The organism is Amycolatopsis iheyensis, from assembly GCF_024703995.1.
GTDB lineage: Bacteria > Actinomycetota > Actinomycetes > Mycobacteriales > Pseudonocardiaceae > Amycolatopsis > Amycolatopsis iheyensis.
In genome coordinates this window covers 399898-413771 of the sequence record NZ_JAMXQV010000007.1, presented here as the reverse complement: position 1 = coordinate 413771, position 13874 = coordinate 399898, and the positions used below count along the sequence as shown (strand labels likewise).

Annotated in this window: 20 protein-coding genes; 12 read left to right on the top strand and 8 right to left on the bottom strand. The window is 72.0% G+C overall.

The features are described 5' to 3' along the window. The 8 genes from gvpO (at window position 1) to M8542_RS16465 (ending at window position 3155) form a co-directional block, all read left to right on the top strand. A complete protein-coding gene (gvpO, locus tag M8542_RS16500) occupies window positions 1–330 on the top strand; it encodes a gas vesicle protein GvpO (protein ID WP_257921036.1) in 330 nt (109 codons plus the stop codon). Between the two features lie 17 nt (window positions 331–347). Then, complete coding sequence (locus M8542_RS16495) at window positions 348–632, top strand: gas vesicle protein (RefSeq protein ID WP_257921035.1); 285 nt, start codon at window positions 348–350, stop codon at window positions 630–632. Continuing rightward, on the top strand, window positions 629–1351 hold the full coding sequence (locus tag M8542_RS16490; RefSeq protein WP_257921034.1) for a GvpL/GvpF family gas vesicle protein: 723 nt from the start codon (window positions 629–631) through the stop codon (window positions 1349–1351). The genes M8542_RS16495 and M8542_RS16490 overlap by 4 nt, the downstream gene beginning before the upstream one ends. Next, complete coding sequence (gene gvpJ, locus M8542_RS16485; RefSeq protein WP_257921033.1) at window positions 1344–1493, top strand: gas vesicle protein GvpJ; 150 nt, start codon at window positions 1344–1346, stop codon at window positions 1491–1493. The genes M8542_RS16490 and gvpJ (M8542_RS16485) overlap by 8 nt, the downstream gene beginning before the upstream one ends. Continuing rightward, window positions 1490–1705 (top strand): gas vesicle protein GvpK, encoded by a 216-nt coding sequence (gene gvpK / locus M8542_RS16480; protein WP_257921032.1) that lies wholly within the window; start codon window positions 1490–1492, stop codon window positions 1703–1705. The genes gvpJ (M8542_RS16485) and gvpK overlap by 4 nt, the downstream gene beginning before the upstream one ends. Further along, the gene (gene gvpJ, locus M8542_RS16475) at window positions 1706–2008 is read left to right on the top strand and encodes a gas vesicle protein GvpJ (protein ID WP_257921031.1); all 303 of its coding nucleotides are present in this window, start codon (window positions 1706–1708) and stop codon (window positions 2006–2008) included. Then, window positions 2005–2562: a GvpL/GvpF family gas vesicle protein gene (locus M8542_RS16470; protein ID WP_257921030.1), complete on the top strand. Its 558-nt coding sequence runs from the start codon at window positions 2005–2007 to the stop codon at window positions 2560–2562. The genes gvpJ (M8542_RS16475) and M8542_RS16470 overlap by 4 nt, the downstream gene beginning before the upstream one ends. Window positions 2563–2636: 74 nt before the next feature. Continuing rightward, window positions 2637–3155 carry an NHL repeat-containing protein gene (locus M8542_RS16465; protein ID WP_257921029.1) on the top strand — a complete coding sequence of 173 codons (519 nt, stop codon included), beginning with the start codon at window positions 2637–2639 and terminating at the stop codon, window positions 3153–3155. Here M8542_RS16465 and M8542_RS16460 read toward each other — a convergent pair. Genes M8542_RS16460 through M8542_RS16450 form a run of 3 tightly spaced genes read right to left on the bottom strand, consistent with a single transcriptional unit; the run spans window position 3152 to window position 4709 of the window. Then, window positions 3152–3553 carry a CoA-binding protein gene (locus M8542_RS16460; protein WP_257921028.1) on the bottom strand — a complete coding sequence of 134 codons (402 nt, stop codon included), beginning with the start codon at window positions 3551–3553 and terminating at the stop codon, window positions 3152–3154. The genes M8542_RS16465 and M8542_RS16460 overlap by 4 nt on opposite strands. A 23-nt stretch (window positions 3554–3576) precedes the next feature. Then, entirely contained in the window at window positions 3577–4149 is a 573-nt protein-coding gene (locus M8542_RS16455) for a hypothetical protein (RefSeq protein WP_257921027.1), read from the bottom strand. Window positions 4150–4205: 56 nt separating this feature from the next. Next, window positions 4206–4709 carry a VOC family protein gene (locus M8542_RS16450; RefSeq protein ID WP_257921026.1) on the bottom strand — a complete coding sequence of 168 codons (504 nt, stop codon included), beginning with the start codon at window positions 4707–4709 and terminating at the stop codon, window positions 4206–4208. A gap of 139 nt (window positions 4710–4848) precedes the next feature. Here M8542_RS16450 and M8542_RS16445 point away from each other — a divergent pair, with 139 nt between their 5' ends. Together M8542_RS16445 and M8542_RS16440 are read left to right on the top strand one after the other, a co-directional pair. Beyond that, window positions 4849–5643: a 2-keto-4-pentenoate hydratase gene (locus tag M8542_RS16445; protein ID WP_257921025.1), complete on the top strand. Its 795-nt coding sequence runs from the start codon at window positions 4849–4851 to the stop codon at window positions 5641–5643. After that, window positions 5640–6395: a 2-keto-4-pentenoate hydratase gene (locus M8542_RS16440; protein ID WP_257921024.1), complete on the top strand. Its 756-nt coding sequence runs from the start codon at window positions 5640–5642 to the stop codon at window positions 6393–6395. The genes M8542_RS16445 and M8542_RS16440 overlap by 4 nt, the downstream gene beginning before the upstream one ends. Window positions 6396–6571: 176 nt before the next feature. On the opposite strand, the gene M8542_RS16435 is transcribed toward M8542_RS16440, so the two are convergent. The 4 genes from M8542_RS16435 to M8542_RS16420 form a co-directional block, all read right to left on the bottom strand. Continuing rightward, window positions 6572–7450, bottom strand: coding sequence for an alpha/beta fold hydrolase (locus M8542_RS16435; protein WP_257921023.1), 879 nt, complete (start codon window positions 7448–7450; stop codon window positions 6572–6574). Further along, window positions 7450–8925 (bottom strand): WS/DGAT/MGAT family O-acyltransferase, encoded by a 1476-nt coding sequence (locus M8542_RS16430; RefSeq protein ID WP_257921022.1) that lies wholly within the window; start codon window positions 8923–8925, stop codon window positions 7450–7452. The genes M8542_RS16435 and M8542_RS16430 overlap by 1 nt, the downstream gene beginning before the upstream one ends. A gap of 375 nt (window positions 8926–9300) precedes the next feature. Beyond that, window positions 9301–11244, bottom strand: a complete 1944-nt coding sequence (locus M8542_RS16425) for an ABC transporter ATP-binding protein (RefSeq protein WP_308210263.1) — start codon at window positions 11242–11244, stop codon at window positions 9301–9303. Between the two features lie 357 nt (window positions 11245–11601). Further along, window positions 11602–12069 carry a DUF1579 family protein gene (locus tag M8542_RS16420; RefSeq protein ID WP_257921020.1) on the bottom strand — a complete coding sequence of 156 codons (468 nt, stop codon included), beginning with the start codon at window positions 12067–12069 and terminating at the stop codon, window positions 11602–11604. 49 nt (window positions 12070–12118) lie between these two features. Between M8542_RS16420 and M8542_RS16415 the strand changes: the two genes are divergently transcribed. After that, window positions 12119–12565: a MarR family winged helix-turn-helix transcriptional regulator gene (locus tag M8542_RS16415; protein WP_257921019.1), complete on the top strand. Its 447-nt coding sequence runs from the start codon at window positions 12119–12121 to the stop codon at window positions 12563–12565. A gap of 166 nt (window positions 12566–12731) precedes the next feature. Here M8542_RS16415 and M8542_RS16410 read toward each other — a convergent pair whose 3' ends face one another. Then, window positions 12732–13187, bottom strand: coding sequence for a winged helix-turn-helix transcriptional regulator (locus M8542_RS16410; protein ID WP_257921018.1), 456 nt, complete (start codon window positions 13185–13187; stop codon window positions 12732–12734). Window positions 13188–13277: 90 nt separating this feature from the next. Here M8542_RS16410 and M8542_RS16405 point away from each other — a divergent pair, with 90 nt between their 5' ends. Then, entirely contained in the window at window positions 13278–13865 is a 588-nt protein-coding gene (locus M8542_RS16405) for a dihydrofolate reductase family protein (protein ID WP_257921017.1), read from the top strand. Window positions 13866–13874: the final 9 nt, after the last annotated feature.

Here is a 13874-nt window from a genome sequence, read left to right as displayed (position 1 = left end):
ATGACGGAATCGCCTCAGTCGTCCCTTGCCCAAAACAACAATACTCCGGAGTGCTCCGGGAAATCCGTTTCCCGGCTCCCCGCCGCCGACGCCATTCAAGCGGCGAGAACCCTGTTCGGCGTGGTGACCGGGCTGACCCCGCACGCCGTGACCGGGGTGCGGACCCGCGCCGACGGCGGTTGGTCCGTGCTGGTCGACGTCGTCGAGCTGGCCCGGATCCCGGACTCCACCAGTGTCATGGCCACCTACCGGGTCGACGTCGACGCGGCCGGCGAACTCGGCGCGTGTGAGCGCCTGCGGCGGTTCACCCGTGGCTCCACCGATTCGTGAAAGGAAGGTCGACCCGATTGGCCGCTTCGTCCGATTCATTGGCGGACATTCTGGAACGCGTGCTCGACAAGGGCGTCGTGATAGCCGGTGGCATCGGGGTCAGCGTCGTCGACGTCGAATTGCTGACCCTGCGGATCCGGTTGTTCATCGCGTCCGCGCAGACCGCCCGGGAAATGGGGATGGACTGGTGGACGAACGACCCGTTCTTCGCGCCGAACGCCCGGCGCGACGAACTGGCGGCGCGCGTCGCCGAACTGGAAGCGCGGCTGCCCGAGCCGAGCGGGACGGGAGAGCGCCGGTGAGCGACTGGTTGTGCGCGTACGCGATCACCCGCAACCGGCCGGCCACTTTGGACATCGGCCCGCCGCGGCTGATCGGCTACCGGGACCTCGGCGTCGTCGTCTCGGAGGTGGCGCCGGCGCGCTTCGACCGCATCGACACGCTCGACCCGGTCGACGGCGCGCTGGCCGAACTGGCCCGCGAGCACGACGCCGTGGTGCGCGCGGTGTTCCGGCACGAACCCGTGCTGCCGCTGCGGTTCGGCACGGTCCTCGACGGCGAAGACGCGGCCCGCCGGCTCCTGGAGACCGCCTACGACCAGGCCCGCGACTGCCTCGACGAGGTGGCGGGGCACCGCGAGTGGGGCGTCCGGGTGCGGCACGCCGAGCCCGCGACGACGACCCGCCCGGACGCGGCGGGCCTGACCGGCACGCAGTACCTCGTCCGCCGCCGGGAACGGCTGAAGGCGATCCAACGGGCCCGCGAGGACCTGGTCGGCGCGGCCGACCGACTTGGCGCGGCGTTGCGCAGGCACGCCGCCGACAGCATGGAGCGGACCCGGCCGCACGGCGTGCTGGTCAACACGGCGTACCTGGTCGCGCAGGACCGGGAGGCGGCGTTCCACGCCGAGTTCGAGTGGTTCGCGCGCGAGCTGCGCGCCGCGGGCGCCACGGTGGAGACGTCGGGGCCCTGGCCGCCGTACTCGTTCACCGACGTCGAGCTGGGCGCGGCCGATGGCTGACGCCGCCGAAGCCGTCGCCGACCTGCTCGACCGGGTCGTGCACCGGGGCGCCGTCGTGACCGGGGACGTGGTCATCTCGCTCGCCGGGATCGACCTCGTCCGGCTCGACCTGCGGTTGCTGCTGCTCGGGATCGAAGAATGAGCGAGCCCGTCCGCATCCCGGCCGACGCGGGCCGCGGGCTCGGCCACCTCGTCGTCACCGTGCTCGACATCCTCCGCGACGTGCTGGAACGCCAGGCGCTGCGGCGCATGGACACGCTCACCCCCGCCCAGGTCGAAGACCTCGGCCAAGCCCTGATCGCGCTCGACCTCCGGTTCGAAGAGATCCGCGCGGCCATCGACGAAAGGAACTAGGTGACCAGACCCGGACAGACCGGCGGCGGCCTCGCCGACACGCTCGACATCCTGCTCGACAAGGGGCTCGTCATCGACGCCTCGGTGCGGGTGTCGGTGATCGGCATCGAGCTGCTGGCGCTCGAGGCGCGGATCGTGATCGCCAGCGTCGACACCTACATCCGCTACCTCGAAGCCATGCAGCGGCTGCAGAACACGCCCGCCCCCGGCCAGATTTCGCAGGGACTCGGGCAGACGACCGGGTTGATCCCGCCCGCGCCGGCCATCCCGGTCGAGCCCGCGATCCCGGTCGAGCAGCCGTGACGCTGCAGCTCTACGGAGTCGTCCGGGCCGGGCACCCGCGGGCACCCCGCACGGTGTGCTGGGAAGACCTCGCGATGGTCGTCGGCGAGCCCGAACCCGACCCGGCCGCGCACCTGGCGGTGGTGTCCGCGCTCGTCGAGGGCGGGCCGGTGCTGCCGGTCCGGTTCGGCACCGTCGCCGACGACGAGGACGCCGTCCGCGCCGAGGTCCTGGCCCCGCGTGCCGACACCTACCGCGCCGACCTCGACCGGCTCGACGGGCTGGCCGAGGTGCACGTCTGCCTGCGGTTCACCGAACCCGGGTCGGCCTGGCGCGCGGCGCGCTCCGACGTGCTGCTGAGCGAAGTCGCCGAGCGCGCCCGCGACTCGGTGGCGCTCCCGGCGGGTGACTCCGCCGACGAGCGCTGGGCGTTCCTGGTCGGGATGGGTGACCTGCTCGTCGTGCGGGAGACGGTGGCCGGGCTGGCCGACGGCGGTGTCGAGGCCGACTGGGTCGGGCCGTTGCCCGCCTACAACTTCCTCGACCGCCGGATCTGCTCGCGGTGGAGCTGGTGAGCGTCGGCGGAACAGCTCTTGAACACTCTTTTCGGTACTGGCGGGCACCGCTCGTGGTCGGTCATCCTGGCGCCGTGACCACCAGCGAAGCCGCGCCCCCGCGCGTGTTCGGCGGACCCGGCGCCGGCCCGGGCCGGTTCGCCGCGCCGTCGGGGATCGCCGTCGACGCGCGCGGCCGGGTGTGGGTCGCGGACACGGGCAATGACCGCGTGCAGGCGTTCACCCGCGATGGCGCGCTGGTGCGCGTCCTGGCCGGGCGGCTCAGGGCGCCGGAGGGGGTCGCGCTCGACGCGGCGGGCAACGTCTACGTCGCCGACACCGGCAACCGGCGGGTGGCGCAGTACTCGTGGCAGGGCGGGTTCGTGCGCGAGTTCGGGCCGTTCGAGCGGCCACGCGCGGTCGCGTGGGAGCCGGCCGGGCGGCTGCTGGTCGACGACGCCGGGCGCATCGCCCGCTTCGACACCCGCACCGGCGCGGCGCTGGCCGACGCCGTCGAATGGCCTGGCTCGGCGCGCGACGTCGCCGAAGACGGCGCTGGCGGGGTGTGGGTGGCCGACCCCGCCAACCACCGGATCGTCCACATCGGACCCTAGTTCCTGGAGATCGCCGCCGTCGCGCGAACCACGGCGGTGCAGCGGTTCTCGACGTACTCGAGCCCGCCCTCTTCGGCGATGCGGCGCGCTTCGGCGGAGACGATGCCCTGCTGCAGCCACAGCGCCTTCGCGCCGATCTCGACGGCCTCGCGCGCGATGCCGGGCGCCTCGGGAGACGGCCGGAAGACGTCGACGAGGTCGACCGGCTCCGGGATGTCCTTCAGCGACCGGTAGACCTGCTCGCCGAGCAGCTCGGTCGCGGTCGGGTGCACCGGGATGATGCGGAAGCCGTGCGCCTGCAGCACCGCCGGGACGCCGTGCGCGGCCTTCGCCGGGTCACGGCTCAAGCCGACGACGGCGATGGTCTTCGCGCCTTCGAGGATCTCCTCTGCCTTCATACCGGTAGAACGCGCGGGGCCCGTCAAAGCTTCCAGAGCCGCAGGCCGCGGACGCGGTAGACCGGCCAGACCACGTGCCACGGCTTGCGGCGGGCGAAGGTCGCGGCGCAGGTGAGGATGTTGCGCGCGGACGTCGTCGCGACCTCGTGCTGGTCGGGCCAGGCCGCGCCCTTGGCGCCGACGGCGATGCGGAACACCGTCAGCAGGCCGCGGCCCTGCAGGTCGTACTTGGCGCCGGTGTCCCCGGAGTCCGGCGCGAGCTCGGCGATTTCCGCGCCGAACGCGCGGGCGGCCTGCGGCGCGACCTCGGCCGGCACCACCCCGACACTGCGGGTGATCGCCTTGCCGTGCAGGCGCCGCGCGTACCGGGCCAGCAGCAGCCGTTCCCACAGCGGGAGGAGCCGTTGGTGCGCCAGGAGCGCGGCGCACTCGCCGTGCCCGATCGCGAAGATGCTCGTGAGCTCGTCGTAGGCGCCGTTCGTCGCCGGCTCGTTCAGGTGCAGCCGCACTTCGAAGCGGGTGCGCGCGGTCAGCTCGTCGAGCCGCTCGCGGTGATCGAGCCGGGCCTTCGCGCGGGAGAGCGACCAATCGGCCATCGGACCTCCAGACGTCGCGCACAGGCTAAACGGCGCGCGACGTCCAGAACACGGTTTCAGCCGATCTTCTCGCCGTACATCTCCCCGAGCGGGTCGGAGATCAGCTCGACGCGGGCACCGTCCGGATCGGACAGGTAGATGGACGTCTTGCTCTCCAGCAGGTACTGCACGCCGGCTTCGTCGAGCTTGTCCTTGATCGCGCTCCACCGTTCGGGCGTGACGGACAGGGCCAGGTGGTGCAGTCCACCGAGGACTTCCGCGTACGGGCCGAGGTCCAGACCGGGCAGGTCGAAGAACGCGACCGCGTTGCCGTTGCCGACGTCGAAGAAGAAGTGGCTGGAGCCGGGGTAGTCGCGGTTCTCGATCAGCTCGGTGAGCGGGAAGCCGAGGATGTCCTGGTAGAACCCGATGGTCCGCTCGACGTCGCTGGAGATCAGCGCGGTGTGGTGGATGCCGCGCCCGTTCGTCGCCGGGCGGTCGGCGGCCGGGCGCAGGTGGCGCTGCCGCAGCTCGTCGCGGACTTCGGCGAGCTTGGTGACCTCGGCCTGGGTCGGTGCCATGTCCCTCACGTCCCTTCCTGGTGGTGCCTCGAACGGTACGCTCCATTTATCTCGCGCGCAAGAGGTTGTCTGGCGAGAGTTCCGCTGGGTGGAACATGCGGGCTTGTGTGCGGGGTGCGTGCGCGGCAGAGTTCCGCCCGTGGACGTCAGCAAGGTGCAGGAGGCCGCCGCCCTACTGGCGCGGGCCTATGCGACACGCGAGCCGATCGAGCCGCTGATCAAGACCTACCCGGACGCCGGCGTCGAGGACGCCTACCGGATCCAGCAGGAGCAGGTGCGGCAGTGGGTCGAGGGCGGTGACGCCGTCCGCGGGCACAAGGTCGGGCTCGCGTCGGCCGCGATGCAGCGGCAGATGGGCGTCGACCAGCCCGACTACGGGCACCTGACCGGCGGCATGTTCCACCTGGAGCACCAGCCGATCCCGACGACGGCGTTCCTGCAGCCGCGGATCGAGCCCGAGATCGCGTTCGTGCTCGGGTCGGCGCTGCGCGGCCCCGGCGTCACGGTCGCGGACGCGGTGCGGGCGGTCGACTTCGTGCTGCCGTCGCTGGAGATCGTCGACTCGCGGATCCAGGACTGGAAGATCTCGCTGTTCGACACGATCGCGGACAACGCGTCGTCCGGCGGGGTGGTGCTGGGCAGCCGCCCGACGGCGCTGCGGGACGCGGACCTGCGGCTGGCCGGCTGCGTGCTGTACCAGAACGGTTCGGTGGCGGCGACCGGCGCGGGTGGCGCGGTGCTCGGGTCGCCGTTGAACTCGCTGGTCTGGCTGGCGAACACGGTCGGGCCGCTGGGCGTCACGCTCGAACCCGGGCACGTCGTGCTGCCGGGGTCGATGACCCGGGCGATCCCGGTCTCGCCGGGCGACACGGTCGTCGCGACCATCGCCGGGCTGGGCAGTGTCACCGCCGTCTTTTCGTCGGAGGAAGCATGAACGTGCGCGAGGCGGCCGCGGCGCTGCTGGGGACGACTTCGGAGCGTTCACCGCTTTCGGAAGACTGGCCCGGGCTGGACGTCGACACGGCGTACGCGATCCAGGACGAGGCCCTGCGGCTGCGGCGCGAACGCGGCGAGACGCTGATCGGGCTGAAGCTCGGGCTGACGTCCCGGGCGAAGCAGCAGCGGATGGGCATCGACGCGCCGCTGCTGGCCTGGCTCACCGACGCGATGGTGCTGCCGGCGGGTGTCCCGGTGCCGTCGCTGATCCACCCGCGTGCCGAGCCGGAGCTGGTTTTCGTGCTCGGGCGCCGGCTGGCGGGTCCGGGTGTCACGGCGGCTTCCGCGTTGGCCGCGGTGGATCGCGTGTACGGCGGTATCGAGGTCATCGACAGCCGGTACGCGGACTACCGCTTCACGCTCCCGGACGCCGTCGCGGACAACGGCTCGTCGGCCTTCTTCAGCGTGGGCCCGGTCGGCTTGCCGCCTTCGTCGCTGGACCTTTCGCTGGAAGCGGCCCTGCTGGAGGTCGACGGCCAGATCGTCGACACGGCGACCGGCGCGGCGGTCCAGGGCCACCCGGCGGAGGCGCTGGCGCTGGCGGCGAACGCCCTGGGCGCGCGCGGCCTGGCCCTGGAGCCGGGCTGGCTGGTCCTGACCGGCGGCATGACGGACGCGGTCCCGCTGAACCCGGGCACCCGAGTCGCGGCCCACTTCTCCCATCTGGGCTCGATCACCCTCGCCACCTGACCGGGAGAGTCGGCTCGCGTACCTGGAGAGTCGGCCGGCGTACCTGGAGAGTCGGCCGGCGTACCTGGAGAGTCGGCCGGCGAGCCGACCGTCCAGGTACGCGAGCCGACCCTCCAGGCACGCGTGATGCCCCTCCAGACACGGGTGATGCCCGCTCAATCACGCGTGATGCCTCTTCAGTCACGTGTGTGCGCTGTTTCCGCACGGTCGGCGATGCGGGTGATGCCCTTGACCACCCGGGGCCAGACCGCGCGGGGCAGGTCGTGGCCCATGCCCGGGACGATGTCGAGGTCCGCGCCCGGGAGTGCGCGGGCCGTCGCGCGGCCGCCAGAGACGTGCACCAGTGGGTCGCGGGCGCCGTGCACCACCAGCGACGGCACCCGCACCTTGCGCAGACCCGGCCCGCGGTCGCGGTCGGCCATGATCGCCGCGAGCTGGCGGAGCGTGCCGCCCGGGTGCACGCCGCGGTCGTACGTGCGCTCGGCCCGCTCGCGCATCCGGGTTTCGTCGAACGGGTAGCCCGGCGAGCCGATCAGCCGGAACGTCCGGAGCAGCAGCTCGACGTACCCGGCGCGGTTCTTCGGTGGCGCGCTCAGCAGCATCGACATCGCCTTCGGGCTCGGCCGCCCGACCAGCCGGGCGCCGGTGCTGGACATGATCGACGTCAGCGAGAGCACGCGCTCGGGGTGCCGGACGGCGAGCGTCTGCGCGATCATCCCGCCCATCGACGCCCCGGCGACGTGCGCGGCCGGGACGTCCAGCGCGGTCAGCAGCCCGGCGGCGTCGGCGGCCATGTCCGCCAGCGAGTACGGCGAACGCCGCAGCAGGTACGCCTGCGCGAGGTTGGCGCGGCCACGCATCCGGCTCGACCGCCCGGCGTCCCGGTTGTCGAACCGGATCACGTGGAACCCTTGCGCGGCAAGGCTTTCGCAGAACTCTTCGTCCCACCAGATCATCGGCGCGCCGAGACCCATCACGAGCAGCAGCGGCCGGCCGCCGCCGAACGTCTCGTAACACAGCTCGACGCCGTCGACCGTCGCGACGCGCTCCGCCATCAGGCCTCCCGGGTGTGCTCCGCCGCCAGCTTGGTGAGCTCGGCCAGGGCGTCGTGCAGGTGGTCGATCAGGTCCCAGACGTCGGGGATCAGCTCGCGGCACGTGACGAACCCGAAGTCCAGCTCGCCGTCGTAGGACATCACGGTGATGTTCAGGCCGCCACTCGCGTCGGTGATCGCGGAGACCGGGTAGTTCGCGAGCAGCCGCGCGCCGGCGAGGTACAGCGGTTTCTGCGACCCGGGGACGTTCGACACGACCAGGTTGACCACCGGTGTCGTCGCGCCGAGGAACTTCATGGTGGCGCGCGCGGCGAGCCCGCCGAGCGCGGCCGGGAGCATCCCGCTGAAGTCGACCAGCCACGACGCGGGCAGCGGCTGGTACCGCAGCTTCGCGGCGACCATCGCGCTGGTGACCTCGGCCAGCCGCGCGGCGGGGTCGGCGAGGTGCGTCGGCAGCGGCGCGAGCATCACGGACACCTGGTTCCCGGCGTCCTTCGCCTGTTCGGGCGTGCGGACGGACAGCGGAACGAGGGCGACGAGCGGTTGTTCGGGCAGCGCGTCGTGGTCGACGAGCCATCGGCGCAGGACGGTGGCGCACAACGCCATCACGACGTCGTTCACCGTGACGCCGAACGCGTTCTTGACCCGCTTGACCTCGTCGAGCGGCAGCGAGCCGTAGGCGAACCGCCGGTGCGGGCTGATCGGGCCGTTGAACGGCGTGTCGGGCGCGACGAGCCGCGGCCGGTCGGCTTCGTGGCGGCCGGCGCCCTGGCGGGTGACGCGGTTGAGCACGCTGCCGGCCTTCGCGAGCAGCCCGACGCCGGGGTAGCGGCCGAGGCCGGGCACCTCGTCGATGTGCTGGAGCAGCTTCGGCACCTGGAGGGCGGCCTTGACGGGGTGCAGCGCGAGCTTCTTCGCGCCGTTGAAGGCGAGTGCCGCCGGGGAGGGGATGGGTGCTTTTTGCGGTTTCGCGGGCGGTTTTCGCGGTGGTGGCTCGGCGGTGGTGTCCATGAGGACGCCGATGAGCTCGGCCCCGGAGACGCCGTCGATGGCGCTATGGTGGACCTTCGTGTAGACGGCTTTGCGGCCGTCCGGCAGGCCGTGGATCAGGTAGGCCTCCCACAGCGGGCGCCGCCGGTCGAGCGGTCGTGCGGTCAGCCGCGCGATCTGCTCGGCGAGCTGCCGTTCGTCGCCGGGTGCGGGCAGCGCGATCTCGCGGACGTGGAACTCGAGGTCGAACTCGGGATCGTCGATCCAGTACGGGTGGTCGAGCCCGAGCGGGACGGGCAGCAGCCGCCAGCGGAGCGGCTTCGCGAGGTGGAGCCGGTCGCCGATGAGGTCGCGCAGGTCGTCGAGGGTGAGATCGCCGCCGGGCGCGGTGGCGGGGTCGAGGATCGAGAGGCCGCCGACGTGCCCGGTCGTGGTGGTGGACTCGGCGTTGAGGAACTGCACGTCCAGGGCGGTGAGCTGGCGCATCGGGCCTCCTCGGAGCTTCGGCAGGCCAGTCTGCCCCGCGGGGTGGGCGGGGTAAATCCGCTGGCCGGGTGCGGAAATCCACCGTCCTGCGGGGGATCCGGCTCACCCGCTCCGGCGAGCCGCGGTGGGCTTTGTGGTGGGGAGACTGGCCCGGGGAGCGACCGGGTGGGTGATTGCGGGGGCGGCCCAGGTCGGCGGCGGCGGGTGTGGTGTTGCGGCGGCTGTGTTGGCGGCCGCGGAGGCGAAGCGATTCGGGTGGGCGGCGCCGGGTGTGCCTCGGGCCGGCCGGTGTCGGGCCGGCGCGGAGCGTGGTTTCCGGTCGGCTGGTGTGGGCGGCGGCGCCGTACTCGTCGGTCAGGGGGCATTCACGGCGACCTACCCGGTTCCCGGTGTGGGGCGTCGCGCTGCTGGGGAAGCCGTGCCCGGCCGGTCTCTGACGCGCGGCGTCGGCACCTCCGCCCCGCCGCGGTACGCGCGTGCCTGGATTTCGTACAGCTCGTGGTACACCCCGCCCGCGCGGATCAGCTCCTCGTGCGTGCCCTCCTCGATCAGCCTTCCCTTCTCCAGCACCAGGATCCGGTCCGCCGACCGGATGTTGGCCAGCCGGTGGGTGACCAGGACCGTGGTGCGCTTGCCGCGGCTCGACGTGCTCGCGTGCTGCAGCCCGGCGAACACCCGGGCCTCCGCGCGGGCGTCGAGTGCCGCCGTCGGCTCGTCGGCCACCAGCACCGATGCGTCGCGGTAGATGCCGCGGGCGATGCCCATGCGCTGCCACTGGCCGCCGGACAGGTCGTGGCCCTCGTCGAACTTCTTCGACAGGACCGTGTTCTCCTTGGCCGGCAACGATTCGATCACCTCGTCCGCACCCGAGTAGCCGGCCGCCTCCCGCCACGCCTGCCCGCCGGGGTCCGCGCGGCCGAGCCGGCCGACCGTGATGTTGTTCGCCGCCGTCATCGGCCATTCCGCCGGCTCCTGCGCGATCACCGCGATGTTCGCGTGCACCGACGCCGGGTCCGCCAGCGCGAGGTCGACGCCGTCCCAGCGCACCGTGCCCTCGTCCGGTGGGTAGAGCCCGGTCAGCAGCTTGCCGAGAGTGGTCTTGCCGGAGCCGTTTTCGCCGACGAGCGCGACCACTTCGCCGCGCCGGATCGTCACCGAGATGTCGTGCAGTGCCGGGCTTTTCCGCCCCGGGTAGGAGAACGTGACGCCCTCCAGCCGGATTTCGGCCGGGTCGGCCGGCGCGCGCACCGACGTCGGCGGTGGCTGCCGCCGCACCGATTCGGCCAGCAGCTGGTTGTAGAACCCGATGTAGAACGAGTCCTCGTACAGCGCGTTGACCGCGCGCATGGTGTTGGACAGCGCCGTCGACGCTGTGCGCATCGCCAGCACCGCCGTGCCGGCCAGCGCCAGCTCCATCGCGCCGGTGTAGAGGAGCCAGCCGAGCACCAGGTACGCGATCGCCGTGCCGAAGCCGGCCGCCGCCCGGCCGGTGGTGCGCACGAGGTTGCTGCGGTGCGCCAGCCGGACCTCTTCGCGGACGAGGCTGCGCGAGATGCGCCGGTACTCACCGAGCAGCGGCTCCTGCAGCGTCAGGGCATGCCGCTCGAGCGCCATCGAGCGCCAGGTGGCGACCTCCTCGACGACCGACTTGCGGATGTTGCGCCCGACCGTGTCGAGGAAGTGCCGGTAGTTCAGCTTCGCGACGCGCGCGGCGGCCCAGCCGTCGGCCGCCGCGGCGAGCAGGAGCACCGGCGCCAGCCACGGGTTGAGCAGCCCGGCCGTGAGCATCGCCGCCGCGAGCGAGATCACCGACGACGTCAGGTCGGCCAGCCGGCGCAGGCTGGTCTCGATGGCCCGCACGCCGAACCGGGCGCCTTGGCGCGCCAGCTCGCGGAAGTCGGCGTCTTCGAACGCGATCAGCCCGACGCGCACGACCGACGCCGTGACCGCGTCATCCGCCGCCGCGGTGACGCGGGGCCGCAGCGCGCCTTCGACGGCCGCGACCGCCGCGTCGAGCAGCGCACGCGCCGCGTACGACCCCATGACGACGGCGATCGCGGGCAGCGACTGCAGCACGCGCTCCGGTGTGGGGCCTTGTTCGAGCAGCGCGGTGAAGACGTTCGCGGTCGCGAGCAGCCCGAACGCCGTGACGCAGCCCGAGACGACGTGCACGAAGCCGGCCAGCAGGGTCAGCCGTGGTGACGTCCGCCAGGCCAGCCGCAGCACGACCGCGATCGCGGTGGGCAGCGCGCGCACGGCTTGGCCGAAGCCCGCGGACGCGACGCGTTCGTCGACGCGCGCCCATTCGGGCATCTTCATGTTCTCGACCCCGATCAACGGGGGCGAGTCGTCGGTGCCTTCGGCTGGTCTGCGCACACGTTCATCTCTACTCCGGGGGTCCGACAGTTTTGGCGGGCCGCGTGGCGCGGAGGTGCCGGTGGCCGGGGTGCGGGTTAGGCCGTTCGGGTGAAAGTAATCGTTTTCTCTGGGCAGTCGGCGGTATCCGGGACACACTCGCAGCACAGCCGAAAATAGAGCAACACCGAATAACTCATAATCGTTGTTTAATTGACCCGTCGCTGGGCCGCCCAGGTCGGCAGGCTCGCGAATGTGGTGGCAGAGACCGGAAACGGGTGACGTCCTCAAGCAAGGGGGGAGGGGCGTCACCTGTTTCCACTACCTGTTTTCGCGCGTGTAGCGCGCTCGCAGAAATGCGCTGAATTCGCCGTCTTCGCCCATGCGGACGTCGATTTCGTGGGTCAGCTCGTCGCCGTCCGGGGTGAGCCGGTGCCGGGCCACGCCGCGAGCGGTCCGCTTCTCCAGGATCAGCGTGGCGCCGGTCCAGCCGCCGCGGGCGGGGGACTCGGGCGGGAAGCCGTAGCTGTCGAAGCCGTAGCAGAGCGTCTCGCCGGTTCGGGGGTCGACGGTGTAGACGTTGTGCCCCAGGAACTCCGTGCCGTCTTCCCGGTGCTGCCGGTATTGCTGGATCAGCGCGAAACCGTTGAGCGCAAGGCGGTATTCGCAGTCGCCCCGCGCGGTCGACGCCGGCGCCCAGGGTGACGCGGCCAGCTCTTCGGCGCCGGTCCAGTCGCCGGCGAAGGCCTTCAGCGCGTCGTGTGCGGGACCGAGGGTGGGCATGTCCATGGTCGTCTCCATTTCGACAGGTGCCTGTCAATGTGCGAGACTAGCACGCATGTGGTCCCCTCGAGCCGAGACGTTCACCCGCGTGATCGACGCGGTCTTCGCGTGCAACGGCGGTTTCCTGGCCGCGGGTGACGCGCTGACGGAGCCGGTCGGGCTGACGGCGGCGCAGTGGCAGGTGCTCGGCTTCCTGGAGCACGGCCCGGCGACGACGGCGGACGTCGCGCGACGGCGCGGGTTGCGCCGGCAGAGCGTGCAGGAGACGGTGAACCGCTTGCTGCGCAACGGAATGCTGGACCGGCTGCCGAACCCGGCCGACGCGCGGGCGCCACTGCTGACGTTGACGCGGCGGGCGAAGGAGGCGCTGCGCGAGCTGGGGGTGGCGCAGGTGGAGTGGGCGGAGGACGTCGCGGCGGAGGTGTCGCAGGAGGACTTGGAGACGACGCTGCGGACGTTGCGGCGGCTTCGCGAGGTGGTCGCCCAGCCGCGGCTGTCGTAGGGGGGCGAGTGGGCCGGGGCGCGGCTGCTGGGGGTAGTCGCGCCGCCGGGGTGACCACTGGTGAGCGCCGTGCTCGGCCGGGGAAGGTGGCTCGGGTGCGGTCGGCGGCGGTTGTGCGGCTGGGGAGGGTCGCGCAACCGCCGTTGTTCGTCGCGCCGGCGGAGGGTTAGCGCGTCGCGCCCGGGCCGGGGAGGAGGTCGATGTCTTTCGCGTGCATCGACTCGCCGCAGTGGGCGCAGTGGAAGTCGAACGTGCTGATCTCGCCGCAGGCGTGGTGGCGGTACAGCACCGGCGGGCCCGCTTCGCCCGCCAGCCACTTGTCGCCCCAGCGGGTCATCGCCATCAGCATGTCCACCAGCTCCGCGCCCTTCTCCGTCAGGACGTACTCGTAGCGGGGGCGGCGGTCGTACGGGCGGCGCTCCAGCACGCCCTGCTCCACCAGGTGGTTCAGCCGTTCCGTGAGGACCTTCCGTGAGATGCCGAGGTCCGCTTGGAGCTGCTCGAACCGGCTGAAGCCCGCCCACACGTCGCGGAGGATCAGGGGGGACCACGGCTCGCCGATGACGTCCAGCGTGCGTGCGATCGAGCACGCCGCCAGTTCGCTGAAGTTCGTCCGCTGCATGGCACCATTTTACCACTTGGGGTTCCCTAAAGGAACGGAGACTGCTACGGTCATCGAGTCTCTTCAAGGAACTCTGAAAGGAACGCGGCGATGAGCAAGGTCTTCAGTGCCCTCGCGGTCTCGGTCGACGGGTACATCACCGGCCGCGGCGCCGGGCCGGGACAGGGGCTCGGCGACGGCGGGACGCTGTTCGACTGGTACACCGACGGCGACACCGTCAGCCGGGTCTTCGACTTCTTCAAGCTCAGCGAGCCCAGCGCCCGCGTCTTCGACGAGCTCGCCGGCCGGGTCGGCGCCGTCGTCGCGGGCCGCAACACCTACGAGGACTCCGAGCACTTCGGTGGCGGCAGCCCGCACCCGAACGCGCCGATGTTCCTCGTCAGCAACCGGCCGGCGCCCGAGCTCACCGAACGGCAGACTCTGTGCGGTGACGTCAAGGAAGCCATCGCCGCCGCCCGCGAGGTCGCCGGCGACAAGGACGTCGCGCTCATGGGCGGCGGGGTGCTGACCTCCGCGCTGCGGGCCGGGCTGGTCGACGAGTTCGTGCTCCACCAGGTGCCGGTGCTGCTCGGGGGCGGCCGGCCGTTCTTCCAGGAGCTTCCCTCGCATGTTCGCCTCACCCTTGTCGAAGCCGTCGCCGCACCCGGCGTCACCCACCTCCACTACGCAGTCGCCTGAACGGGAGAT

Bases quoted from the DNA above. Each gene is read 5' to 3' on its own strand.
- M8542_RS16440 (WP_257921024.1), top strand. From the start codon at position 5,640: ATGAACGTGCGCGAGGCGGCCGCGGCGCTGCTGGGGACGACTTCGGAG.
- M8542_RS16455 (WP_257921027.1), bottom strand. From the start codon at position 4,149: ATGGCCGATTGGTCGCTCTCCCGCGCGAAGGCCCGGCTCGATCACCGC.
- M8542_RS16450 (WP_257921026.1), bottom strand. From the start codon at position 4,709: ATGGCACCGACCCAGGCCGAGGTCACCAAGCTCGCCGAAGTCCGCGAC.
- gvpK (WP_257921032.1), top strand. From the start codon at position 1,490: ATGAGCGAGCCCGTCCGCATCCCGGCCGACGCGGGCCGCGGGCTCGGC.
- gvpJ (WP_257921033.1), top strand. From the start codon at position 1,344: ATGGCTGACGCCGCCGAAGCCGTCGCCGACCTGCTCGACCGGGTCGTG.
- M8542_RS16420 (WP_257921020.1), bottom strand. From the start codon at position 12,069: ATGGACATGCCCACCCTCGGTCCCGCACACGACGCGCTGAAGGCCTTC.
- M8542_RS16410 (WP_257921018.1), bottom strand. From the start codon at position 13,187: ATGCAGCGGACGAACTTCAGCGAACTGGCGGCGTGCTCGATCGCACGC.
- M8542_RS16460 (WP_257921028.1), bottom strand. From the start codon at position 3,553: ATGAAGGCAGAGGAGATCCTCGAAGGCGCGAAGACCATCGCCGTCGTC.
- M8542_RS16430 (WP_257921022.1), bottom strand. From the start codon at position 8,925: ATGCGCCAGCTCACCGCCCTGGACGTGCAGTTCCTCAACGCCGAGTCC.
- M8542_RS16405 (WP_257921017.1), top strand. From the start codon at position 13,278: ATGAGCAAGGTCTTCAGTGCCCTCGCGGTCTCGGTCGACGGGTACATC.
- gvpO (WP_257921036.1), top strand. From the start codon at position 1: ATGACGGAATCGCCTCAGTCGTCCCTTGCCCAAAACAACAATACTCCG.
- M8542_RS16415 (WP_257921019.1), top strand. From the start codon at position 12,119: ATGTGGTCCCCTCGAGCCGAGACGTTCACCCGCGTGATCGACGCGGTC.
- M8542_RS16435 (WP_257921023.1), bottom strand. From the start codon at position 7,450: ATGGCGGAGCGCGTCGCGACGGTCGACGGCGTCGAGCTGTGTTACGAG.
- M8542_RS16425 (WP_308210263.1), bottom strand. From the start codon at position 11,244: ATGAAGATGCCCGAATGGGCGCGCGTCGACGAACGCGTCGCGTCCGCG.